We start from the raw sequence: 23453 nt of genomic DNA, 5'->3' as shown, positions 1-23453 counted from the left end.
GGCGGGGGCGGCACCGGAATCGACATCACGAGGGTGAGGCGGACGGCGGTTGTTGCGGTGCGCAATACAGCAATTAACGGGATATTCAGTGCCTGTCAAATGCCGGTCATCGGAAAAAACGTTGCAGCAGCAACCATTTAGCCCGGACAGGCATCGGCGGGGAGGAGACCCGGGACGCGCGCGGCGAGGACGTGGGAGAGAGGAACGTCGGCCACTGCGCATCCCGGGACGCGTCAAGTATTCGTTAACGCTAGAATTGCGTCGCAGGAACAGTGCTCACCAGCACATTCCATCCGGTTATATGGACCCCTTCCCCGATGATCTCCCTTCGTAATTTCGCCTTGCGCCGCGGCGAGCGGCTGCTGTTGTCCAATGTCGACCTGACCCTGCACGCCGGTTACCGGGTAGGTGTGGTCGGCCGCAACGGTGCTGGCAAATCCAGCCTGTTCGCGGCGGTGAAGGGCGAACTGGAGGCCGACAAGGGTGACGTCGACCTGCCCGGCAAGGTCCGTATCGCCAGCGTGGCCCAGGAAACCCCGTCGCTGCCGGACCCGGCGCTGAGCTTCGTGCTGGGCGGCGATACCGAGGTGGCCGCGGTGCTGGCCGAAGAGGCCGAGGCAACCGCCCGCGAAGACTGGGAGGCGGTGGCCAACGCACACACGAAGATGGCCGAGATGGGCGCCTACGACGCCGAAGCGCGTGCCGGCAAGCTGCTGCACGGGCTCGGCTTCCCGGCCGAGACGCACCACCGCGCGGTGTCCTCGTTCTCCGGTGGCTGGCGCGTGCGCCTGAACCTGGCCCGTGCGCTGATGATGCCCAGCGACCTGCTGCTGCTCGACGAACCGACCAACCACCTGGACCTGGACGCGGTGTACTGGCTGGAACAGTGGCTGCTGAAGTACCCAGGCACCTTGTTGCTGATCTCGCATGACCGCGAGTTCCTCGACAACGTGGCCACCCACACCCTGCACCTGCACGGCGGCGGCGCCAAGCTCTACCCGGGCGGCTACACCGATTTCGAGCGCCAGCGCGCCGAACAGCTGCGCCAGCAGCAGATCGCGCACGAGAAGGAGCAGGCCGAGCGTGCCCACCTGCAGAGTTTCATCGACCGCTTCAAGGCGCAGGCCAGCAAGGCCGCGCAGGCGCAGAGCCGCATGAAGCGCCTGGCCAAGCTGGCCGGCACCGAAGCGGTGCGCGCCGAGCGTGAGTTCCGTATCGAGTTCGCGCCGCCGGCCAAGCTGCCGTTCTCGCTGATCCGCCTGAACCATGTCGAGGCCGGCTACGGCAAGGACGCAGTGATCCTGCACAACGTCGGCTTCGGCCTGGAAGCGGGCCAGCGCATTGGCCTGCTCGGCCCGAACGGTGCGGGCAAGACCACCCTGGTGAAGACCCTGGTGGGTGAACTGGCGCCGATCGTCGGCGAGCGCATGGCGCACCCGGACCTGAAGATCGGCTACTTCGCCCAGCACACGGTGGAGTCGCTGCACGAAGGCCAGTCGCCGATGGAGCACTTCCGCGAGATTGCCCCGGATGCGCCGAACCAGTCGTTCCGCGATTTCCTCGGCAAGTGGAACTTCCCGGGCGACCGTGCATTCGAGCCGGTGGATGGTTTCTCTGGTGGCGAGCGCGCGCGCCTGGCGCTGGCGCTGATCGCCTGGCAGCAGCCGAACGTGCTGCTGCTGGACGAACCGACCAACCACCTTGACCTGGAAATGCGCGAAGCGCTGGCCGAAGCACTGGCCACCTTCGAAGGCGCGATCGTGATGGTCTCGCATGACCGCCACCTGATCGGCCTGGTCTGCGATACCTACTGGCGCGTGGCCGATGGCGTGGTCGAGCCGTTCGACGGTGACCTGGATGCATACGCCGCGTGGCTGCGCACCCGTCCGCAGGCGCAGGGCACGAAGGCCCGCATGGAGCAGGTGGAAGAGCCGGTGGTGGTCAAGACCGCCCCGGTGGCACAGGTGGTGCAGAAAAAGCCGGTGAACCCGCACAAGCTGGCCGCGGCCGAAGCCAAGGTGGCCGAGCTGGAAGGTGCGCTGGCCGAACTGGATCGCCAGCTGGCCGATCCGGCCAACTATGCCGACGCCAGCCGCATGGCCGTGCTCGGCCGCGATCGGGAAACCGCCGCCGCGCAGCTGGAAAAGGCTGAAGCGGCGTGGATGGAGCTGCTGGAGTCGTAATCGGTAGTGCCGGCCGCTGGCCAGCTGCCTCTTCTGTAGAGCCGAGCCATGCTCGGCTTATGCGCGCAGCGCGGGTTCGCACATGAAGCAGCCGAGCGTGGGCTGGGCGCTACATCATGCCTGCGCCTGCAGCCACTCGCGGAAGCGCTTGGCCGGCTCGCGCTCGGCGCGCGAGCGTAGCCGCGTCAGCCAGTAGCGGCCCAGCTCCAGCGTGGTGCCGAACGGCTGCAGCAGGCGGCCTTCGGCCAGTTCCTGCTCGAACATGCGCAGCGGCAGCAAGGCCACGCCGGCCCCTCCGGCGGCGGCCATCGCCACCGTCAGCGAGGAATCGAACACCGGCCCACGTGCTTCCACGCCGTTGACGCCGGCCGCCTGCAGCCAGCGCGGCCATTCGTCGCTGCGATAGGAACGCAACAACGGCAGCGTGGCCAGGTCGCGCGGCTGCTTCAGCCGCCGCGCCAATGCCGGGGCGCACAGCGGCGCGAAGGGCGCATCGAGGATCGCCGTGCAGGCCTGGCCCTGCCAGTCGCCATCACCGAAGCGGATCGCCAGGTCCAGCCCTTCGCCGGCCAGGTCGATGCGGTTGTTGTGGGTCTGCAGGCGCAGCTCGATGTCCGGATGCGCGGCCTCGAATGCGGCCAGCCGTGGCAGCAGCCAGCCGGTGGCAAAGGTGCCGACCACCCCCAGTGTCAGCACTTCGCGGGCCGGCCCGCCGGTGTAGCGCGCGATGCTGGCCGAGATGCGTTCGAACGATTCGTTGAGCACCGGATACAGCGCTGCGCCTTCATCGGTCAGCGCCACGCCGCGCGGCAGGCGATGGAACAGGCGGATGCCGAGCCGGTCTTCCAGGCCTCGGATCTGGTGGCTCAGCGCCGCCTGGCTGACACACAGCTCCAGCGCGGCACGGGTGAAGTTCTGATGGCGGGCGGCGGCTTCAAAAGCACGCAGCGCGTTCAGCGGCAGGGTCGGGTGCAGCATCGGAAAGCCGTGAGCCATGGTGATGGCTGATCCTACCGTTCAATAAGGAATTTCGTAAATCTCAACAAGTTGGTTACGACAGGCATGAGTTAAACTTATGGCTTGCCTTGATTTTTCGCGCTGGTCGGCTGCAGGGGAAGCGCCAATAATCGAGTGGTCACCAGGAGAACCCCTATGCTCGCCCGTCGCCGATTCCTGCAGTTCAGTGGTGCTGCCGTTGCTTCCTCGCTGCTTGCCCCGGCGTTGGCGCGAGCTGTTTCCCCATCGTCCGGCCTATCCGCCGCGAACGCCGCCATTGCCGACGCCGCCGATTTCGCCGCGCTGGAGAAAGCCAGCGGTGGCCGACTGGGCGTCACCGTGCTGAACACCGGTAACGGCCGTCGCATCGGCGGACATCGTCAGGACGAGCGCTTCCCGATGTGCAGCACGTTCAAGTCGATGCTGGTTGCCCATGTGCTGAGCCTTGCCGATGCAGGCCGCGTTTCGCTCGACACACGTGTGCCCATCGCCGAAAAGGATCTGCTGTCCTACGCCCCGGTGGCGCGCCGCCATGTGGGCAAGGACCTGACGGTGCGCGACCTGTGCCGGGGCACGCTGACCACCAGCGACAACACGGCGGCCAACCTGCTGCTGGAGGTGGTGGGCGGGCCGTCGGCGCTGACGGCATTCCTGCGCGGGCAGGGCGACAGCGTTACCCGCAATGACCGCAACGAGCCGGACGTGAATCTGTTCGCGAAGGGAGACCCGCGCGATACCACCAGCCCGGCCGCGATGGCCACCAGCTTGGCCCGCTTCGCGGTGGGCAATGGCCTGCAGCCGGCATCGCGCCAGCAGTTCACTGATTGGCTCATCGACAACCAGACCGGCGATGCCTGCCTGCGCGCCGGGCTGGGCAAGCGCTGGCGGGTGGGGGACAAGACCGGCAGCAACGGTGATGACACGCGCAACGACATCGCCGTGCTGTGGCCGCATGCGGGCGGCGCAGCGTGGGTGGTCACCGCCTATCTGCAGGGCGCGTCGGTCGATGACGACCAGCGCGCAGCGGTGCTTGCACGGGTGGGGACGCTGGCCGACGCGATGATCGGATGAGGTAACCGGGGTCATTCGAAATGGCTTGCCGGATCGGTTCAGCGCGCGCATCCTGCGCGCGTTCCAACCCCACGGAAGACCCCATGAGCCATGAACTGATCTACCTGTTGCTGATCTTCGCGCTGCTGGTGATCCCACGCGCGTTGCAGCGTTTCAGCCTGCCTGCCCCGTTGACCTGCCTGCTGTTCGGCATCATCGGCATGCTCTGGCTGGGGGATCAGGCACATGATGCGGTGATCGGACTGCTGGCCACCCTGGGCATTTCCTCGCTGTTCCTGTTCGCCGGCCTGGAAGTGGATCTGCAGGCGCTGCGCCGGGGCATGTGGCCGCTGTTGGCACATCTGGTCATCCGTACCGGCACGCTGTTCGGCGTCGGCTGGTTGGCCTGGCGTTACGCAGGATTGCCGTGGCAGGCCGCCGGGCTGCTGGCGTTGGCGCTGCTGACGCCCTCGACCGGTTTCATCATGGACTCGCTGTCGCGGCTGGGCCTGAGCGAGGACGAACGGTTCTGGGTCACCAGCAAGGCCATTGCCGGTGAGCTGCTGGCGCTGGCTGCCTTGTTCATCGTGCTGCAGGCGGGCGATCCGGGCCACATGGCGCTGTCCAGCCTGGCGCTGCTGGCGATGATGGTCGGCCTGCCGCTGCTGTTCATCGCGCTGGGCCGCTGGGTGGCGCCGCACGCGCCGGGCTCGGAGTTCTCGCTGCTGGTAATGGTCGGCATGGTGGCGGCCTACATCACCTACCTGCTGGGCGTGTATTACCTGGTGGGCGCGTTCATCGCCGGCCTGGTCGCGCGCCTGCTGCACCAGCGCATGCCGCTGCTGGCCTCGCACGAGAACCTGCACGCGCTGCGCCTGTTCGCCTCGTTCTTCGTGCCGTTCTACTTCTTCAACGCGGGCACCAAGGTGCCCAGCGAAGCGTTGAGCTTCGAGGCGCTGGGGCTGGGCATCGTGATCACCCTGGTGGTGCTGCCGCTGCGCATCGGCGTGGTCTGGCTGCAGCGCCGGGTGATGTTCGGCGAGAGCTTCCGCAGCAGCCTGCGCGTCTCGCTGGCGCTGGCTCCGACCCTGATCTTCACCCTGGTGCTGGCGGCGATCATGCGCGAGCGTTTCCAGATTCCGGCGGTGCTGTTCGGCGCGCTGCTGCTGTACGCCGCACTGACCACGCTGCTGCCGTCGCTGGTGTTCCGCACGCCGTTCGACGTCGATCCGGTGGAGCAGGAGCCGGCGGGCGAGGGCGAGGCCGCACCGGTAGCGGCCACCGAGGTCAGCCACGCCGAGCCGCCGAAGGCGCCGCTGCCACCGCAGGGCTGAGCCGCAGACGCGTGCAGCGGCTTGCACTCCCGCGTGCCAACACAGACACTGCGCGCCCGTGAAGCGCGCCCTGTCGTGGGCGGCCACAGCCAGGAGCAACAGGCGTGACCCAGGAAAGCAACCCAGACCGCAGCCTGTTGCCGGGCAAGATCCTGTTGTGGTTCTCGGCGGTCGCGCTGCTGGTCCTGCTGGGCTGCAGCTGGTCGATGCCCCCGGTCGATGCCTCCGGTTTCCGGCAGACACAGACTGCTCTGTCGATCGACTGGTTGCTGCGCGGCGGTCCCTGGCTGGACTACGTGACCCCGGTGCTGGGCGCGCCCTGGTCGATCCCGTTCGAGTTCCCGTTCTACCAGTGGTTGGCGGCGTTGCTGTCCAGCGTCACCGGCATGAGTGCCGACAACAGCGGGCGGCTGGTCTCCACCGTCTTCCATGCCGGCTGCATCTGGCTGGTCTACCGCACGCTGCTGGCATGGCGCCCTGATCGCACGCTGGCGCTGTCCGTGGCCGGCGCCTTCGCCGTTTCACCGTACGCGCAGTTCTGGGGGCGCTCGGTGATGATGGAATCCAGCGCGGTGTTCTTTGGCCTGCTCTTTGTCTGGGCGATGGCACGCCTGCGCAGCCAGCCGCGCGCGTGGGTGGGCCTGGTTGCCGTCGTCGCGGCGGTGCTGTCGGCGGCCATCAAGGTGACTTCGTTCTTCGGCTTTGCCGCGTTCGTTGCACTGGCCTTCCTGTGGCTGGCCCTGCGCGAGCACGGCTGGCGTCCGCGGTGGCTGCAGCAGCATTGGCAGCTGCTGTTCTGGGGTGGCCTGTCCGCGCTTGCCGTGCTGGCCACGCTCAGCCTGTGGTTGCAGCATGCCGATGCGCTGAAGGCGCAGTCGGCGCTGGGCCGGCAGATCACCTCCGATGCTCTGTCCACCTGGAATTACGGCACCCTGCAGCAGCGCCTGGATCCGGCTACCTGGTGGGGCACGGTGTTCAAGAAGCGCTTCTCCGGTGCGATCGGCTCCAACTGGATCTTCCTGATCTTCGTCATCGCCGGGCTGTGGCAGAAGCGCACGCGCACGGCGGTGGCTGTCCTGCTGCTGGCCTACCTGGCGCCGTTCCTGGTCTTCACCAACCTGCACATCGCCCATCCCTACTACCAGGCGGCCAATATCGTGTTCGCCACGTCGATCATCGGCCTGGTGCTGTGGTCGACGGTGCTGGCGGCCGAAGCGGCGGGCAAGCCGCGCCGTGGCGTTGCGCTGGCGATCTTCCTGTGCGTGCTGTCGGTGGGCTTTGGCCTGGTGAAGTCGCTGAAGGACATCAAGGAGGCACGCGAGCCGACACCGGTTTCGCAGATCGCCGAGGCCATCCGGACCGGCACCCCGGCGCAGGGTGTGGTGGTCGCGTTCGGTCAGGACTGGTCCTCCGAGCTGCCGTATTTCTCCGGCCGCCGCGCGGTGATGATTCCGGACTGGGCATCGGACGACGTGCTCGCATCGCTGGCTGCAGATGACGCAGCACTGGGTGGATTGCCGCTGGCCGCACTGGTCAACTGCCCCAGCCAGGTGGGCAGCAGCCCCGAGCGCGAGCAGTGGCAGGCGGAGATCATCCGCCGCTATGCCGCCGGTGGCCAGAAGCAGGACGTCGGCGGTTGCGAGGTCTGGCTGCACCGATGAGGTGACGTGGCCGGTGCGCAAGGTTTGCGCGCACCGGCCCGGGTCGTTAGGGTTGGGGCATGAGACTGCCTGCCGTAGTTACCGCTTCCGCCCTCCTGCTCAGCCTCGCTGCCTGCTCGCAGCGTTCCGATTCGGTCGCCCATGATCTGGCGACCGCACCGGCCGATGCCTTCATGGCGGCCGTCGCCGCGCATTGCGGCCAGGCCTATGAAGGCCGGGTGGTGGAGGACACGCCGGCGCCGACCGGCAAGGACCCGTTCGCCGGGCAGCGCCTGGTCATGCATGTGCGCGGCTGTGCCGACCCCGCCCATGAACTGCGGATTCCCTTCCATGTGGGGGATGACCATTCGCGCACCTGGGTGCTGACCCGTACCGAAAATGGCCTGCGGCTGAAGCACGACCATCGCCACCCGGATGGCAGCGCGGATGCGATCACCCTCTATGGCGGCGACAGCACGCCACCGGGCACCGCCGAGCGGCAGCAGTTCCCGGCCGACTCCGATTCGGTGGCGATGTTCCGTCGTGCCGACATGCTGGCCTCCACGCACAACACCTGGGCGATGGAGATCGACCCCGACCAGACCTTCGTCTACGAGCTGGCCCGCCCGGACGGCCGCCGCTTCCGCGTGAAGTTCGACCTGAGCAAGCCGGTCGATCTGCCGCCGCCGCCGTGGGGTGATGAGGCCGCGCAGCCAGCCCGGTAGCGCCGGGCCGTGCCCGGCGGGTTTTCTGCAGTTGACCGCGCCACTGCGCTCGCCGGGCATGGCCCGGCGCTACCCCTCACCGCGTACCGAAGCGCGCCCGGCAACCGTTGCTCACCCACACCTGGCCCCGTGAGTAGCCCCAGCTGCGGCCCTCCTGGCAGGCGCTGCCGGACAGCTGCTGCTGCAGCACCGGCCGGCCCTGGCGCTCATCCCAGTCGCAGTTCTGCGTGCGGTTGTTGTTGCTGCTGCAGGTGATGGAGTAGTTGCTGTTGCCGCCGCCCCAGCCACCGCCCCCGCCACCCCAGCCGCGAGCTTCGGCGAATTCGGCGCGGCAGCCGTTGCTGACCCACACCGCGCCATTGCGCACCCCCCAGGTACGGCCTTCGTCGCAGGGGCTGCCGGACAGCTGGCGGACCAGGCGGGCATTGCGCCAGCCGACCGGGCAGCTGCGTTCGCGATTGTTCTGGCTCTCACAGCGGATGGTCTCGCCGGGCCGGCCGTTGTTGCCGCCCCAGCCACCGCCGTTGCCGCCGCCCCAGCCACCACGGGCCTCGACGAATTCGGCGCGGCAGCCATTGCTGACCCAGATGCTGCCATTGCGGCTGCCCCAGGTGCGGCCCTCGTCGCAGGCGCTGCCGGACAGCTGGCGGACCAGCTGCGCATTGCGCCAGCCTGTATTGCACACGCGTTCTCGGTTGTTCTGGCTCTCGCAACGGATCACCCCGCTTTGCGCGGCGGCCGGGGCGGAGGGCAGGGCGAGCGTGGCGATGGTGCCCAGGCTCAGGGTCACGGCCAGGCGGGCCAGGGACAGCGGATTCATGGCGGCATCCCATACGGTGGCAGGTGCCTGACTATAGGGAGGGGGATGATCAAGCCGGTGTGACTGGCCGGATTTGCCCCGGCCGGGGCCTCGGCCGCAGAATACGAGGCTTTCCGGCCCCCATCCGGTGCCGGCGTTCTCCAGCGGAGCTTCCCCCCATGCGTACCCACTTCTGCGGCCTGGTCGACGAGACCCTGATTGGCCAGACTGTCACCCTCGCCGGTTGGACCGACGTGGCCCGTAACCAGGGCGGCGTCTGCTTCATCGATCTTCGAGATCATGAAGGCATCGTGCAGGTGACCGTGGAAGTCGACAACGCCGACGTGTTCGCCGTGGCCGCGTCGCTGGGCTACGAGGACGTGCTGCAGGTGGAGGGCGTCGTGCGCGCCCGCCACGCGGTGAACGACAAGATGCGCACCGGCAAGGTGGAAGTGATCGCCACTGCCATCACCGTGCTGAACAAGGCCGCGCCGCTGCCGTTCCACGCCCACGAGAACCCGGGCGAAGAAACCCGCCTGAAGTACCGCTACCTGGACCTGCGCCGCCCGGAAATGCAGCGCATGCAGCGCACCCGCATCAAGCTGGTGCAGGCCCTGCGCCGCCACCTGGACGAGAAGGGCTTCCAGGACATCGAGACCCCAATCCTGACCAAGGCCACCCCGGAAGGCGCCCGCGACTTCCTGGTGCCGGCGCGCATGCACCCGGGCGAGTTCTACGCCCTGCCGCAGAGCCCGCAGCTGTTCAAGCAGATCCTGATGGTGGCCGGCTTCGACCGTTACTACCAGATCGCGCGCTGCTTCCGCGACGAAGCCCTGCGTGCCGACCGCCAGCTGGAGTTCACCCAGCTGGACATGGAATTCGCCTTCGTGCGCGAGCGCGACGTGCAGGACTTCGTCGAAGACATGATCCGCGCCATCTTCAAGGAAGTGGTCGACGTCCAGCTGGATGCCAGCTTCCCGCGCATGACTTGGGCCGAGGCGATGCGCCGCTACGGTTCGGACAAGCCGGACCTGCGCATCGCGCTGGAGCTGGTCGACGTGGCTGAACTGGTCAAGGACAGCGAGTTCGCAGTGTTCACCGGCCCGGCCAACGATGCCGAAGGCCGCGTCGCCGCGCTGCGCATCCCGGGCGGTGCAGCGCTGAGCCGCAAGCAGATCGACGAGTACGCCGCGCACGCCGCCAAGTACGGCGCCAAGGGCCTGGCCTACATCAAGATCGCTGACAACGGCGAAGTCAGCTCACCGATCCAGAAGTTCTTCAGCGAGGCTTCCTTCGCTGCGCTGGTCGCCCATGTTGGCGCCGGCAACGGCGACATCGTGTTCTTCGGCGCCGGCAGCTACAACAAGGTCTCCGACTTCATGGGTGCGCTGCGCCTGAAGGCCGGCAAGGACTTCGGCCTGATCGCCGATGGCTGGGCGCCGCTGTGGGTCACCGACTTCCCGATGTTCGAATGGGATGAGGAAGAACAGCGCTACGTCGCCCTGCATCACCCCTTCACCGCACCGGCCGTGGATGACATCGCCGACCTGCGCGCCAACGCCCGTACCGCCGTCTCGCGCGGCTACGACATGGTGCTCAACGGCAATGAAATCGGCGGCGGTTCGATCCGTATCCACCGTCCGGACATGCAGAGCGCAGTGTTCGAGCTGCTCGGCATCGGCGCCGAAGAGGCCCGCGCCAAGTTCGGATTCCTGCTCGACGCGCTGAACTACGGCGCGCCGCCGCACGGTGGCATCGCCTTCGGCATCGACCGCATCGCCGCGCTGATGGCCGGCACCGAATCGATCCGCGACGTCATCCCGTTCCCGAAGACCACCGGTGCACAGGATCTGATGACCGACGCGCCGTCGCCGATCGTCGACGCGCAGCTGGCCGAAGTGCACATCCAGGTTCGCCCCAAGACCAACTGATCAGGAGATCCAGGCAATGACCGAGTTTGCGTTTTCGCTGGAGTGGGAAAAGCTGGGCAATGAAGGCTCCGAGGCCAACCTGGTCACCGAGCGTGCACGCGTGTTCGGTGGTTGGCTGGTCCGCGTCGGTACCAACCCGGCGGCGATGGCCCTGACCTTCGTCGCCGACGGCGAAGGCCGTTGGGACGGTGAAGACTTCGGCGTCGAGGATTACGAGGACGACGAAGAGGAAGAGTACGAAGAGGACGAGGAAGAAGAGGACGAGGACGAAGAGGAGTACGAGGAAGAGGACGAGGAAGAAGAAGCGGAGTCGCCTGAAAAGGCTTGACCCCCGCTTCGCCCTGGCGTCAACTTCCTGCATGTATTCGATCCGCCGCGCCACTGTGGACGACGCGCCGACCCTGTCGGCGCTGGCCGCCCGCACGTTCACCGAAACCTTCGGCCATCTGTACCCGCCGCAGGACCTGCAGGCCTTCCTGGAGGAGGCCTACACGGTCGAGCGCCAGCGCGTGATCCTGGCCCACCCCGATTACGCGGTGTGGCTGCTGGAACTGGATGGGGAGGCGGTCGGCCATGCCGCCGCCGGCCCCTGTGGCCTGCCGCATCCGGATGTGAAACCCGGTGACGGCGAACTCAAGCGCCTGTACCTGATCAAGACGCAGCAGAGCTGCGGCTGGGGCAGCCGCCTGCTGGAAACCGCGCTGGCCTGGCTGGAGCGCGAAGGCCCGCGCACGCTGTGGCTGGGTGTGTGGTCGGAGAACTTCGGCGCGCAACGCTTCTACGCGCGCTATGGTTTCGAGAAGGCCGGCGAGTACCTGTTCCCGGTCGGCAATACCAACGATCTTGAATTCATCCTGCGCCGCGCACCGCGCGCGGCCTGACGTTCACCGCCGCTTGCTGCGCGCGCGTGTTCAATCACCTCACGTTCCTGCCCCGCTGACCGCCAGGCTGTTTGCATGACTCCCCCCGTATTGCTGCTGCATGGCATCTGGAATGCCCGCGCCTGGGTCGGGCCGCTGGCCTGGCGCCTGCGCGCGCGTGGTTTCCAGGTGCATGCGTTCGGTTACTCCTCGGTGTTCGGTGGTCCCGACGTGGCGGTGCCCCAGCTGCTGGAACGGTTGGCCGACGCCGGGCCGTTGTCGCTGGTCGGCCACAGCCTGGGCGGGTTGCTGGCGCTGGAAGCGCTGCGGCGCAATCCGCAGCTGCCGGTGCAGCGGGTGGTCTGCCTGGGTTCACCGCTGCGCGGCAGTGGCACCGCACGCTCGTTGTCCGAGCATGGCTGGGGCCTGGCGCTGGGACGCAGCAGCGAGCTGCTGCTCGATGGCCTGCCGGACTGGCAGGGCAGGGCCGAGGTTGGCCTGATCGCCGGCTCGGTGCCGCATGGTCTGGGCAGCTTGTTGGGTGCCATCGACGATGCCTCCGACGGCACCGTGGCACTGGCCGAGACCCGGCTGCCGGGCCTGGCCGACCATTGCGTGGTCCGCACCAGCCACAGCGGCCTGGTGGTGTCGCCCGACGCCGCGCGGCAGACCGCGCATTTCCTGCGTCATGGCAAGTTCGACCACAGCCGCGACGCGGCGGCAGCATAGGGGCAGGGGAGGCAGGGCCGCCCTGTGGAGCCGAGCCCATGCTCGGCTGCATTCCGTCGGGCCCATTGGGCCGAGCATGGGCTCGGCTCTACAACAATACGGGCCTAGACACGGTTGCAGCGCCCGATCAGGTAGAATCCGCGCCTTGATCCTGAAGCAGCCAGACGGTAGCACCCATGGGTAGAGGCCCCTCCATCGAAGCCCGCAAGAACGCGTCCGACGCGAAGCGCGGCAAGATTTTCACCAAGATCATCCGCGAGATCGGCGTTGCCGCGCGCGGCGGTGGAGGCGACCCCAACAACAACCCGCGCCTGCGCGTGGCCGTGGACAAGGGTCTGGCCGTGAACATGTCCAAGGACGTGATCGAGCGTGCCATCAAGAAGGCGACCGGTGAGCTGGAAGGCGTCGACTACGAGGAAGTCCGCTACGAGGGCTACGCCCCGGGTGGCGTGGCCGTGATCGTCGACTGCCTGACCGACAATCGCGTACGCACCGTGGCCGATGTCCGCCATGCGTTCAGCAAGTGCGGTGGCAACATGGGCACCGAGGGCTCGGTGGCCTTCATGTTCAAGCGCCTGGGCGTGCTCAGCTTCGCCGCAGGGGCCGACGAGGAAGCCATCACCGAAGCGGCCATTGAAGCCGGTGCCGATGACATCGTGGTCTACCCCGATGACGGCTCGATCGATGTGGTCACCAGCCCTGACGCGTTCAACGCGGTGAAGGATGCGATGGCCGCCGCCGGCCATGTCGCCGACCACGCCGAGATCACCTTCCGCGCGGACAACGACATCAAGGTTGAAGGCGACGTCGCCCTGCAGGTCAAGAAGCTGCTGGACATGCTCGAAGACCTGGACGACGTGCAGGACGTGTATTCCAACGCCGAACTCGGCGCCGACGCCTACGCCTGAGCCGTCTTCGACGGCCTGGGCGCGGGCCGTTGAACGGTCACCGCGGACAGTCATGAGCCCATACGCCTGCCAGCGCATCCCGTTCCGCCCCGCCAGGAGTGCAGCATGACCCGCATCCTCGGCATCGACCCCGGTTCGCAGCGGACCGGGGTCGGCATCATCGATGTCGATGCCGCCGGCCGCGTCACCTACGTGCACCACCAGCCACTGGTGCTGCTGGGCGCCGACGACTTCCCGCAGCGCATGAAGCTGCTGGTGCTGGGCCTGGCCGACCTGTGCCGCGAGTACCAGCCGCAGGAAGTGGCCATTGAAAAGGTGTTCATGGCCCGCAATCCCGATTCGGCGCTGAAGCTGGGCCAGGCCCGGGGCGCGGCGATCTCGGCCGTGGTGCTGCGCGACCTGCCGGTGCACGAATACGCCGCCAGCGAGATCAAGCTCGCCGTGGTTGGCCGTGGTGGCGCCGAAAAGCAACAGGTTCAACACATGGTCGGGCTCATGCTCAACCTGAAAACCAAGCTGCAGGCCGACGCGGCCGACGCGTTGGCGGTGGCGATCACCCATGCCCACGTACGGGCAACGGCCAACCGCCTGGGGCTCAGTGCCCGCCAGGCGTGGGGCCGCAAATGAGGAGCTGCACGCAATGATCGGTCGACTGCGCGGCATCGTTGCCTACAAGGCGCCGCCGTGGCTGGTGGTGGACGTGAACGGGGTGGGCTACGAACTGGAGGCGCCGATGAGCACCTTCTACGACCTGCCTGAGCTCGGCCGCGAGGTCACGCTGTACACCCACTACGCGCAGAAGGAAGACAGCGTTTCGCTGTACGGCTTCCTGCGCGAGGGTGAGCGGCGCTTGTTCCGCGACGTGCAGAAGGTCAGTGGCATCGGCGCGAAGATCGCGCTGGCGGTGCTGTCCGGCGTTTCCGTCGAGGAGTTCGCGCGCATGGTCCAGGCCGGTGACATCACCGCGCTGACCCGCATCCCCGGCATCGGCAAGAAGACTGCCGAGCGCATGGTGCTGGAACTGCGTGACCGCGCCGCCCAGTTCGGCGCCGGCGGCGCGCTGCCCACCGGCAGCGGCCCAGCCCCGGCCGACCCGCTGTCCGATGCCACCGTGGCCCTGCAGCAGCTGGGCTACAAGCCGGCCGAAGCGGCACGCATGGCCCGCGACGCCTTCAATGAAGGCGACGAGGTAGCCACCGTGATCCGCAAGGCGCTGCAGTCGGCGCTGCGCTGAGCCGCGTCCCTTTCCTTCAACGAACCGCCTGAGCATCGCCAGGAGTCCCATGTCCAGCAGTCAAACCCCGCACGCAGCTGCCTCCGGCAGCCACGGTCACGCCCCTCCAGCAGGAGGCATGGCGCTGATCATCGGTGCGATCGGCGTGGTGTTCGGCGATATCGGTACCAGCCCGCTGTACACGCTGAAGGAGGCGTTCTCGCCGCACTACGGGCTCAACAGTGACCACGACACCGTGCTGGGCGTGCTGTCGCTGGCGTTCTGGGCGCTGAACATCGTGGTCACGCTGAAGTACGTGACCATCATCATGCGCGCCGACAACGACGGCGAGGGCGGCATCATGGCGCTGATGGCGTTGACCCAGCGCACGCTGCGCAACGGCTCGCGCTCGGCCTACGTGGTCGGCATCCTCGGCATTTTCGGTGCGTCGCTGTTCTTCGGTGACGGCGTGATCACCCCGGCGATATCGGTGCTGGGTGCGGTGGAAGGCCTGGAGGTGGCCGCGCCGGGCCTGCATGCCTTCATCGTGCCGATCACGGTGGTGGTGCTGTTGATGGTGTTTGCGGCGCAGCGCTTCGGTACCGAGAAGATCGGCAAGGCCTTCGGCCCCATCACATCGGTCTGGTTCATCTCGCTGGCGGCGATCGGCATCTACAACATCGTCGATGCGCCGGAAGTGCTCAAGGCATTCAACCCGTGGTGGGCGATCCGCTTCTTCATGGAGCACAGCTGGCATGGGATCTTCATCCTCGGCGCAGTGGTGCTGGCGGTGACCGGTGGCGAGGCGCTTTACGCCGACATGGGCCACTTCGGTGCCAAGCCGATCCGACACGCCTGGTACTTCTTCGTGCTGCCGTGCCTGGTGCTGAACTACCTGGGGCAGGGCGCACTGGTGCTCAACCACCCCGAGGCGCTGAAGAACCCGTTCTTCGAGGCAGTGCCGTCGTGGGCGCTGTACCCGATGATCATCCTGGCCACGATGGCGGCGGTGATCGCGTCCCAGTCGGTCATCACCGGCGCGTTCTCGGTCTCGCGTCAGGCGATGCAACTGGGCTACATCCCGCGCATGCGCATCAAGCACACCTCGCACGACACCATCGGCCAGATCTACATCCCGGGCATCAACTGGGGCATCGCGGTGATGGTGATCGGCCTGGTGCTGGCCTTCCGCAGCTCGTCCAACCTGGCGGTGGCCTACGGCATCTCGGTGTCGGCCACCATGCTGATCGACACCCTGCTGCTGGCCCTGGTGGCCCGTTCGCTGTGGCCGAAGGCGCGCGCCTGGCTGCTGCCGCTGTGCGTGGTGTTCTTCATCATCGACCTCGGCTTCGTCATCGCCAACGGTGCCAAGCTGCTGCAGGGCGCCTGGTTCCCGGTGGTGCTGGGCATCTTCCTGTTCACCATGATGCGCACGTGGCGCCGTGGCCGCGAGCTGCTGCGCGATGAGATCCGCAAGGACGGCATCCGTCTGGATACCTTCCTGCCGGGCCTGATGCTGGCACCGCCGGTACGCGTGCCGGGCACCGCGGTATTCCTCACCGCCGACCCGACCGTGGCCCCGCATGCGCTGATGCACAACCTCAAGCACAACAAGGTGCTGCACGAGCGCAACGTGTTCCTGCACGTGGAAACCCTGCCGATTCCGTATGCGATGGAAGGGCAGCGGCTGAAGATCGAATCGGTGGGCGACGAGTTCTACCGCGTCTATGTGCGCTTCGGCTTCATGGAAACCCCGGACGTGCCGCTGGCGCTGATGCGCTCGTGTGACCACGGTGGCATCTACTTCGACCCGATGGACACCACCTTCTTCGCCAGCCGCGAAACCATCGTGGCCACCGCCAACCGCGGCATGCCGATCTGGCGCGACAAGCTGTTCGCGCTGATGCACCGGAATGCCGCGCCGGCGACCGGCTTCTTCCGGATTCCGGGTAACCGGCTGGTGGAACTCGGCGCGCAGGTGGAGATTTAATCTCCACCGTCGATTCCTCCAGAGATCCGTCCACGCATGGCGTGGATCTACCGTGCCGACCAACGGTCGGCACCCACCAAAGCAGAACGCCGTTCCGACAGACCGCAGGAAACTGTCGAAGGCGGGGTGGGTCCGGTTGCGGGGGCGTGAGCGCCATGGATGGCGCGACCGAGCCTACATGGACGTATTTACGGCGTCCCCCGCAACCGGACCCACCCCGCCATTCCCCCAGGAAGCCCGCTTCGGCTGTTGCTCTGGATGTTGCCGTTGCCTCTGCGGGTGCCGGGCGCAGCCCGGCCGAATCACCCCGCTTTTGCCGCATAATCAGCACATGACCGACGACCGCATCATCGGCGCCGGCGCCACCCGCGAGGATGACGCCGCCGACGCCAGCATCCGCCCCAAGCGCCTGGCCGACTATCTCGGCCAGGCCCCGGTGCGCGAGCAGATGGAGATCTATATTGAAGCGGCCAAGGGGCGCGGCGACGCGCTCGACCACGTGCTGATCTTCGGGCCGCCCGGCCTGGGCAAGACCACGCTCAGCCACGTCATCGCCAACGAACTGGGCGTGGCCCTGCGGGTGACCTCCGGCCCGGTGATCGAAAAGGCCGGCGACCTCGCCGCACTGCTGACCAACCTGCAGCCGCACGACGTGCTGTTCGTGGACGAGATCCACCGCCTGTCGCCGGTGGTCGAGGAAGTGCTGTACCCGGCGATGGAAGACTTCCAGATCGACATCATGATCGGTGAGGGCCCCGCGGCCCGTTCGATCAAGATCGACCTGCCGCCGTTCACCCTGATCGGTGCCACCACCCGCGCCGGCCTGCTGACCGCGCCGCTGCGCGACCGCTTCGGCATCGTCCAGCGGCTGGAGTTCTACAGCGTCGAGGAGCTGACCCGGATCGTGCGCCGTTCGGCCACCATCCTCGGCATCGACTGCACCGCCGACGGCGCCGGCGAGATCGCGCGGCGCGCGCGCGGCACCCCGCGTATCGCCAACCGCCTGCTGCGCCGCGTGCGCGACTACGCGCAGGTGAAGGCGGGCGGCCACATCGACGAGGCCGTGGCGCAGGCCGCGATGAAGATGCTCAAGGTTGATCCGGAAGGCTTCGACGAGCTCGACCGGCGCCTGCTCAAGACCCTGGTCGACTACTTCGATGGCGGCCCGGTCGGCATCGAGTCGCTGGCCGCGGCGCTGTCCGAGGAACGCGGCACGCTGGAAGACGTGGTCGAGCCGTACCTGATCCAGCAGGGCTTCCTGGTGCGCACCGCGCGCGGCCGCATGGCCACCCACAAGGCCTACCGGCACATGGGCCTGAAGCCGAAGAACCCGCCGCAGGACCTGTTCGCGGAGGTTCCCGATGTCGGTTGAGCCACTATTCAGTTGGCCGACACGCATTTACTGGGAAGATACCGACGCAGGCGGCGTGGTCTACCACGCCCGCTACGTGGCCTTCATGGAACGGGCCCGGACCGAATGGATGCGTGCGCTCGGCTACGGCCAGGAGCGCATGCGCGCCGAGCATGGGATGGTCTTCGCGGTGCGCTCGATGCAGATGGATTTCATCAGGCCGGCACGGCTGGATGACACCCTGCAGGTGAGCGCCCGCCTGGTCCAGCTGAAGAAGGCCAGCATGGTTTTCGACCAGCAGATCCTGCGCGACGGCGAGCTGCTGCTGTCGGCCCGGGTCCGCATCGCCGCACTGGAAGCGGCCAGTTTCCGTCCGCGTGGCATGGACGAGGCCGTCCTTGCCATGCTGCAACCCCACCTCCACCCCGAATCCGAACACTGAGGAACAACGGATGATCGCAACGCTCCTGGCCCTGCAGGCCACGGTCACCGAGGCACTGCCGGCCGACGTCAGCAACGCCGCGACACAGACCCTTGCCCAGGCCACCACCGGCGGCGGCATCAACTACCTCGAACTGATGGCCAAGGCCAGCCTGCCGGTGAAGATCATCGTGCTGCTGCTGCTGGTCGGCTCGTTCGTCAGCTGGGTGATCATTTTCCGCAAGGCCCGCGTGTTCAAGCAGGCCACCCGCGAAGCCGACGAGTTCGAGAACCGCTTCTGGTCCGGCGCCGACCTGGGCAAGCTGTACAGCGCCGCCACCGACCGCAGCCGCAGCGTGACCGGCCTGGAAGCCATCTTCGAAGCTGGTTTCCGCGAGTACACCCGCCTGCGCGACAAGCGCCGCCTGGATGGCCGTGCGCAGCTGGAAGGCGCGCAGCGTGCCATGCGCACCACCTACACCCGCGAAGTGGACCAGCTTGAGCGTAACCTGGAACTGCTGGCCAACATCGGTTCGACTGCCCCGTACGTGGGCCTGGTCGGTACCGTGTTCGGCATCATGGTGACCATGCACGACATGATCAGCAGCGGTGCGCAGGCCGGTATCGCCGCCGTCGCGCCAGGCATCTCCGAAGCCCTGTTCGCCACCGCCATCGGCCTGTTCGTGGCGATCCCGGCGGTGTGGGCCTACAACCGCTTCACCACCCGCGTGGAGCGCATGTCGGTGCGGTTCGAGACCTTCGCCGAAGAGTTCAGCTCCATCCTGCAGCGCCAGAGCGCTGGCGACGAGTAAGCGCCTGACCCGGGAGTCCAAGCCATGTCCGCTGCCATCGGTCGCCGCAAGCGCCGCAAGCTGAAATCGGAAATCAACGTCGTCCCCTACATCGACGTCATGCTGGTGCTGCTGATCATCTTCATGGTCACCGCGCCGCTGCTCACCCTGAGCTTCGACGTCGACCTGCCGCAATCCAACGCCAAGGCGCTGGAAAGCAAGCAGGACCCGGTGATCGTCTCGGTGCGCCAGGACGGCCAGCTCAGCCTGAAGCTGCCCGACGCCAAGGAACCGACCGCCGTGTCGGCCGAGGAACTGGAGGGCCGCCTGGCCGGCATCGCCGCCCAGGACAAGGGCGTGCGCGTGATCGTCGCCGCCGACCGTGCCGTGGCCTATGAAAAGGTCATCGCCGCGATGGATGTGATCAAGCGCGCCAAGGTAGACAAGGTAGGCCTGGCCACCGATGCACGTTGACGCCCTGCCACCTCCGCAGCAGCGCGAACCCGGCTGGGGCCTGCCCCTGGCGCTGGCGTTGCTGGTGCACCTGCTGGTCGCGCTGGTCTTCATCGTGGCCTGGTTCTGGTCGCCCGAGCGCAACACCGACGCCGCCGCCGGTGATCCGTCGGTGGAGGCCAGCCTGGCGCTGTCCGCGTCCGAGGCGTCCGCCGCCCGCCAGGCCCTGCGCCAGTCCGAAAAGCTGGAGGACCTGCCGCCGCCGGTGGCCGAGCCGGTTCCGGTGCCGGAAGACACCATTCCGCCGCCACAGCCGATTCCCGAGCCGCGCCCACAGGACGCCCCCACGCCACAGCAGCAACAGGCGCAGGAACGTGTCGCGCAGCCGGATACCAAGGACCAGGAAGCAGTGAGCGCGCTGGCCATCTCGCAGGAGAAGGCCAGGCAGGAGCAGGAAGCCAAGCGCCGCCAGGAGCAGATCGACCTGACCGAACGCAAGCGCCAGGAAGAGGCCGAGCAGAAGCTGCGCCTGGCCAAGCAGCAGGAAGAAGACGCGAAGAAGAAGCTGGCCGATCAGGCGCGCCAGGCCGCGGACAAGGCCGAGGCCGAGAAGCAGAAGAAGATCGCCGAGATCCGTGCCCGCCGCGAGCAGGCCGAAAAGGAAGCCAAGCTGGCCGAGCAGAAGCTGCGCCAGGTCGCCGCCGCGCGCAATGCCGCGGGCAGTGCCGCCGCCGGTGCTAGCGGTGCGTCCCAGCCGGCCGCCGGTGGCGGTGGCAACAGCGATGATCTTTCGGCCAAGTACGCCGCGGCGATCCAGGCCAAGGTCCTGTCGCAGTGGGTGCGCCCGGATACGGTGCCGCTGGGCCAGCGCTGCCAGATCACCATCACCCAGATTCCGGGTGGCACGGTGATGCAGGCCAAGGTCAGCCCGAACTGCCCCTACGACGAGGCCGGCAAGCGTTCGATCGAGGCCGCCGTGCTCAACGCGCAGCCCCTGCCGTACCGTGGCTTCGAGTCGGTGTTCGCACGCACGCTCAACTTCACCTTTACCGCCCAGGATCGCTGAGGCGGGCAGGGCAGGGGGGCCTCGGGCCACTCCTGCCCACGGTTGTCGCGCTTGCCTCTGGTGTGCTCGGTTTCGACCGGGCAGGCTGTGGGCTGCTGTCGAACGCCGTCCTCCGGGGCGGCGTGACCAGGGCAGACGGTGCGATGTTAGCCACGACGTTAACGGTGCGTGAGAAGACGGGCTGGAACTGACCCGGAATTCACGTACCCTTGGTTCATGATTGCGAAGCGGTTCACTCCCGCTTTGTTATCCCTCGTTCCGGTTTCCCCTTATTGAGCGCTCCATGAAAAAGATGCCTCGCTGGCTTGCCGTGTTTGCGGCCCTGTTGCTGCCCTTTGCTGCCGTCGCGCAGCAGAAGGGGCTGGATATCGACATCATCGGCGGCAATGCCTCCGCGCTGCCGATCACCATCGTGCCGATGCCCTATCAGGGTTCGTCGGCCGCTCCGCAGACCGACGTCGCCGGCGTGGTCCGTGCCGATCTGGAGCGTTCGGGCCAGTTCCGCACGCTGCCGGAAGCGCAGATCGTCGAGAAGCCCGTGCGGGGAGGGGATATCCAGTTCGCGACCTGGCGCGCGCTGAAGCAGAACTACATCGTGGTCGGCCGCGTGCTTGATGCCGGTGCCGGTGCCTACCGCGTCGAGTACGAACTGTTCGACGTGCCCAAGGGCGAGCGCCTGCTGGGCCTGGCGATGACCGCCCGTGGCAACGCCATGCGCGACGTTGCCCACCAGATGGCCGACGCCATCTACGAAAAGATCACCGGTGTGCGCGGCGCCTTCTGGACCCGCATCGCCTACGTGACCGCCAGTGGCAAGGGCGACGCCATGCGCTACGCGCTGATGGTGGCCGATTCCGATGGCTTCAACCCGCAGACCATCGTGCGCTCGGCCGAGCCGCTGCTGTCGCCGTCGTGGAGTCCGGATGGCAGCAAGCTGGCCTACGTCAGCTTCGAGCGTGGCAATTCGGCCATCTACATCCAGAACATCGGCACCGGTGCACGCGAGCTGGTCACCAGCTTCCGCGGCATCAACAGCGCCCCGGCGTTCTCGCCGGACGGCCGCAAGCTGGCCCTGACCCTGTCGCGCTCCGGTAACCCGGAAATCTACGTGATGGACCTGGGCAGCAAGCAGCTGACCCAGCTGACCAACCACTTCGCCATCGATACCGAGCCGACCTGGGCACCGGACGGCAGCGCGGTGTACTTCACCTCCGATCGCGGCGGCCGTCCGCAGGTCTACAAGGTCGGTGCCGGTGGCGGCAGCGCCGAGCGCGTGACCTTCCAGGGCAACTACAATGCCAAGCCGTCGGTGTCCTACGATGGCAAGAAGATCGCCGTCGCCCAGGGCTCGGGCAACAGCTACAAGATCGCGATGATGGACAGCTCGCTGGGCTCGCCGCGCTGGAGCACGCTGTCCCCGGGTTCGCTGGATGAATCGCCGAGCTTTGCGCCCAACGCAAGCATGGTGCTGTACGCCGCCCGCGAAGGTGGCCGTGGTGTGTTGTATGCCGTTTCGGCCGATGCGCGGGTTCGCCAGCGCCTGGTCCTGGCTGACGGTGATGTGCGCGAACCGGCATGGTCCCCATACCGTACCCAGCGCTAAAAGAGTGTTAATATTTTCGTTGTCTTGAACCCCTCATCGGCTTAGGAGCCACAAAGGTATCGCCATGAACAAGTCCACCCGCGTTCTGCTTGTTTCCCTGCTGTCTGTGGCCGTCCTGGCCGGTTGCTCGAAGAAGGTGAAGGAAGAGCCGGCAGCCCCGGTCGACACCGGCACCTCGACCACCACCCCGACCGGTCCGTCGACCTCCGGCCTGTACGGCCCGGGCGACCTGGACACCGACGCTTGCCTGCGCCAGCGCGTGGTCTACTTCGACCTGGACAAGGAAGACGTGAAGCCGGAATTCCAGGCCATCATGGCGTGCCACGCCAAGTACCTGCGTGACCGTCCGTCCTCGCGCATCACCCTGCAGGGCCACACCGACGAGCGCGGTTCGCGCGCGTACAACCAGGCCCTGGGTGAGCGTCGTGGCAACGGCGTCAGCTCGGCCCTGCAGGCCAACGGTGGTTCGGCTTCGCAGCTGACCGTCGTGTCCTACGGTGAAGAGCGTCCGGTCTGCACCGAGTCGAACGAGTCGTGCTGGTCGCAGAACCGTCGCGTCGAAATCGTCTACACCGCGCAGTAATCCATGCGCATTGGCATCAAACTGATGCTGGTCGTTGCGGCAGCCCTTGTGGCTGCCGCACCGGCGCACGCACAGCGACAGAGCCTGGCTGACCGTGTCGGCGCGCTCGAGCAGCAGATGTACAACAACAGTGCCAACCAGGACCTGTTGAACCAGATCAATCAGCTGCGGCAGCAGGTCACCAGCCTGCAGGCCTCGATCGAGCAGTTGCAGCATGACAACGCCCAGCTCAAGCAGTCCGCCCAGGATCAGTACCTGGATCTGGACAGCCGCCTGAACCGGTTGGAAGGGGGCAACGCCGCCCCGGCCCTGCCGCCCGTTCCGGCGAGCGCGCCGAAGGCCGCACCGGCCCCGGCAAAACCCGCAGCGGCGGCCACTTCCGAGCGGCCGCCTTCCGTCCATGGTGATGCTGGCAGCCTTGCCGCCACCGGCGACGAGCGCACCTCCTACAACGTTGCCTTCGATGCGTTGAAGGCCGGCAGGTACGACGATTCGGCGCAGCTGTTCCTGAGCTTCCTGGAGTTGTACCCGAACGGCGTCTACGCGCCGAATGCGCTGTACTGGCTGGGCGAGAGCTACTACGCCACCCGCAATTTCCCGATGGCCGAGACCCAGTTCCGAGAGCTGCTCTCGCGCTATCCGACCCACGACAAGGCCGCGGGCGGCCTGCTCAAGATCGGCCTCTCGCAGTACGGCGAGGGAAAGGTCGACCAGGCCCAGCAGACGCTGGAGACCGTCGTGGCGCAGTACCCCGGCTCGGACGCCGCGCGCACCGCGCAGGACCGTCTGCAGTCCATCCGCCTGGGCAAGCAGATCCGCTGATCCGCT

Annotated in this window: 23 protein-coding genes; 21 read left to right on the top strand and 2 right to left on the bottom strand. The window is 67.2% G+C overall.

The genetic code is table 11. The features are described 5' to 3' along the window. The first annotated feature begins 317 nt into the window (after positions 1 to 317). On the top strand, positions 318 to 2183 hold the full coding sequence (locus AC2A1N_RS04860; protein WP_242894067.1) for an ABC-F family ATP-binding cassette domain-containing protein: 1866 nt from the start codon (positions 318 to 320) through the stop codon (positions 2181 to 2183). A 114-nt stretch (positions 2184 to 2297) separates the two neighbouring features. On the opposite strand, the gene ampR is transcribed toward AC2A1N_RS04860, so the two are convergent. Next, positions 2298 to 3161: a LysR family transcriptional regulator AmpR gene (gene ampR, locus AC2A1N_RS04855; RefSeq protein WP_061480416.1), complete on the bottom strand. Its 864-nt coding sequence runs from the start codon at positions 3159 to 3161 to the stop codon at positions 2298 to 2300. A gap of 174 nt (positions 3162 to 3335) precedes the next feature. On the opposite strand from ampR, the gene blaL2 reads away from it, so the two are divergent. The 4 genes from blaL2 to AC2A1N_RS04835 all read left to right on the top strand — a co-directional run bounded on the left by blaL2 (position 3336) and on the right by AC2A1N_RS04835 (position 7928). After that, positions 3336 to 4250, top strand: a complete 915-nt coding sequence (gene blaL2, locus AC2A1N_RS04850) for a L2 family extended-spectrum class A beta-lactamase (RefSeq protein WP_242894064.1) — start codon at positions 3336 to 3338, stop codon at positions 4248 to 4250. Positions 4251 to 4333: 83 nt separating this feature from the next. Continuing rightward, positions 4334 to 5563 (top strand): cation:proton antiporter, encoded by a 1230-nt coding sequence (locus tag AC2A1N_RS04845; RefSeq protein ID WP_061480404.1) that lies wholly within the window; start codon positions 4334 to 4336, stop codon positions 5561 to 5563. Positions 5564 to 5667: 104 nt separating this feature from the next. Next, the gene (locus AC2A1N_RS04840) at positions 5668 to 7224 is read left to right on the top strand and encodes an ArnT family glycosyltransferase (protein WP_061480405.1); all 1557 of its coding nucleotides are present in this window, start codon (positions 5668 to 5670) and stop codon (positions 7222 to 7224) included. 59 nt (positions 7225 to 7283) lie between these two features. After that, positions 7284 to 7928: a hypothetical protein gene (locus AC2A1N_RS04835; protein WP_242894061.1), complete on the top strand. Its 645-nt coding sequence runs from the start codon at positions 7284 to 7286 to the stop codon at positions 7926 to 7928. A gap of 76 nt (positions 7929 to 8004) precedes the next feature. Here AC2A1N_RS04835 and AC2A1N_RS04830 read toward each other — a convergent pair whose 3' ends face one another. After that, positions 8005 to 8748, bottom strand: a complete 744-nt coding sequence (locus tag AC2A1N_RS04830) for a DUF3011 domain-containing protein (RefSeq protein ID WP_061480407.1) — start codon at positions 8746 to 8748, stop codon at positions 8005 to 8007. A 158-nt stretch (positions 8749 to 8906) separates the two neighbouring features. Between AC2A1N_RS04830 and aspS the strand changes: the two genes are divergently transcribed. The 16 genes from aspS (at position 8907) to ybgF (ending at position 23447) form a co-directional block, all read left to right on the top strand. After that, positions 8907 to 10658, top strand: a complete 1752-nt coding sequence (gene aspS, locus AC2A1N_RS04825; RefSeq protein ID WP_061480408.1) for an aspartate--tRNA ligase — start codon at positions 8907 to 8909, stop codon at positions 10656 to 10658. Between the two features lie 16 nt (positions 10659 to 10674). Then, positions 10675 to 10986: a hypothetical protein gene (locus AC2A1N_RS04820; protein ID WP_061480409.1), complete on the top strand. Its 312-nt coding sequence runs from the start codon at positions 10675 to 10677 to the stop codon at positions 10984 to 10986. A gap of 31 nt (positions 10987 to 11017) precedes the next feature. Next, positions 11018 to 11539 (top strand): GNAT family N-acetyltransferase, encoded by a 522-nt coding sequence (locus tag AC2A1N_RS04815; protein WP_111201913.1) that lies wholly within the window; start codon positions 11018 to 11020, stop codon positions 11537 to 11539. Positions 11540 to 11614: 75 nt separating this feature from the next. Next, on the top strand, positions 11615 to 12247 hold the full coding sequence (locus tag AC2A1N_RS04810; protein WP_032954421.1) for an esterase/lipase family protein: 633 nt from the start codon (positions 11615 to 11617) through the stop codon (positions 12245 to 12247). Between the two features lie 176 nt (positions 12248 to 12423). Then, the gene (locus AC2A1N_RS04805; protein ID WP_005418519.1) at positions 12424 to 13155 is read left to right on the top strand and encodes a YebC/PmpR family DNA-binding transcriptional regulator; all 732 of its coding nucleotides are present in this window, start codon (positions 12424 to 12426) and stop codon (positions 13153 to 13155) included. 105 nt (positions 13156 to 13260) lie between these two features. Further along, the gene (gene ruvC / locus AC2A1N_RS04800; protein WP_005418518.1) at positions 13261 to 13782 is read left to right on the top strand and encodes a crossover junction endodeoxyribonuclease RuvC; all 522 of its coding nucleotides are present in this window, start codon (positions 13261 to 13263) and stop codon (positions 13780 to 13782) included. A 13-nt stretch (positions 13783 to 13795) separates the two neighbouring features. Beyond that, positions 13796 to 14389 (top strand): Holliday junction branch migration protein RuvA, encoded by a 594-nt coding sequence (ruvA, locus tag AC2A1N_RS04795; RefSeq protein ID WP_005418517.1) that lies wholly within the window; start codon positions 13796 to 13798, stop codon positions 14387 to 14389. 118 nt (positions 14390 to 14507) lie between these two features. Then, on the top strand, positions 14508 to 16358 hold the full coding sequence (locus tag AC2A1N_RS04790) for a potassium transporter Kup (protein ID WP_171953504.1): 1851 nt from the start codon (positions 14508 to 14510) through the stop codon (positions 16356 to 16358). A gap of 331 nt (positions 16359 to 16689) precedes the next feature. Then, positions 16690 to 17730, top strand: coding sequence for a Holliday junction branch migration DNA helicase RuvB (gene ruvB / locus AC2A1N_RS04785; RefSeq protein ID WP_005418515.1), 1041 nt, complete (start codon positions 16690 to 16692; stop codon positions 17728 to 17730). Beyond that, the gene (gene ybgC, locus AC2A1N_RS04780; RefSeq protein WP_061480413.1) at positions 17720 to 18151 is read left to right on the top strand and encodes a tol-pal system-associated acyl-CoA thioesterase; all 432 of its coding nucleotides are present in this window, start codon (positions 17720 to 17722) and stop codon (positions 18149 to 18151) included. Before ruvB ends, ybgC begins: the two co-directional genes overlap by 11 nt. A 10-nt stretch (positions 18152 to 18161) precedes the next feature. Continuing rightward, positions 18162 to 18941, top strand: a complete 780-nt coding sequence (gene tolQ, locus AC2A1N_RS04775; protein WP_005410752.1) for a protein TolQ — start codon at positions 18162 to 18164, stop codon at positions 18939 to 18941. A gap of 24 nt (positions 18942 to 18965) precedes the next feature. Beyond that, positions 18966 to 19394, top strand: a complete 429-nt coding sequence (gene tolR / locus AC2A1N_RS04770; protein WP_005410751.1) for a protein TolR — start codon at positions 18966 to 18968, stop codon at positions 19392 to 19394. After that, positions 19384 to 20439 (top strand): cell envelope integrity protein TolA, encoded by a 1056-nt coding sequence (gene tolA, locus AC2A1N_RS04765; RefSeq protein ID WP_242894196.1) that lies wholly within the window; start codon positions 19384 to 19386, stop codon positions 20437 to 20439. Before tolR ends, tolA begins: the two co-directional genes overlap by 11 nt. Positions 20440 to 20722: 283 nt before the next feature. After that, positions 20723 to 22042, top strand: coding sequence for a Tol-Pal system beta propeller repeat protein TolB (gene tolB, locus AC2A1N_RS04760; protein WP_005418511.1), 1320 nt, complete (start codon positions 20723 to 20725; stop codon positions 22040 to 22042). A 64-nt stretch (positions 22043 to 22106) separates the two neighbouring features. Continuing rightward, the gene (pal, locus tag AC2A1N_RS04755; RefSeq protein ID WP_005418510.1) at positions 22107 to 22625 is read left to right on the top strand and encodes a peptidoglycan-associated lipoprotein Pal; all 519 of its coding nucleotides are present in this window, start codon (positions 22107 to 22109) and stop codon (positions 22623 to 22625) included. Positions 22626 to 22628: 3 nt separating this feature from the next. Then, the gene (gene ybgF, locus AC2A1N_RS04750) at positions 22629 to 23447 is read left to right on the top strand and encodes a tol-pal system protein YbgF (protein ID WP_019660125.1); all 819 of its coding nucleotides are present in this window, start codon (positions 22629 to 22631) and stop codon (positions 23445 to 23447) included. The last annotated feature ends 6 nt before the right edge of the window (positions 23448 to 23453 follow it).

This window comes from Stenotrophomonas maltophilia group sp. SKK55 (assembly GCF_057179845.1).
This window is presented reverse-complemented; position numbering and strand designations above follow the sequence as displayed.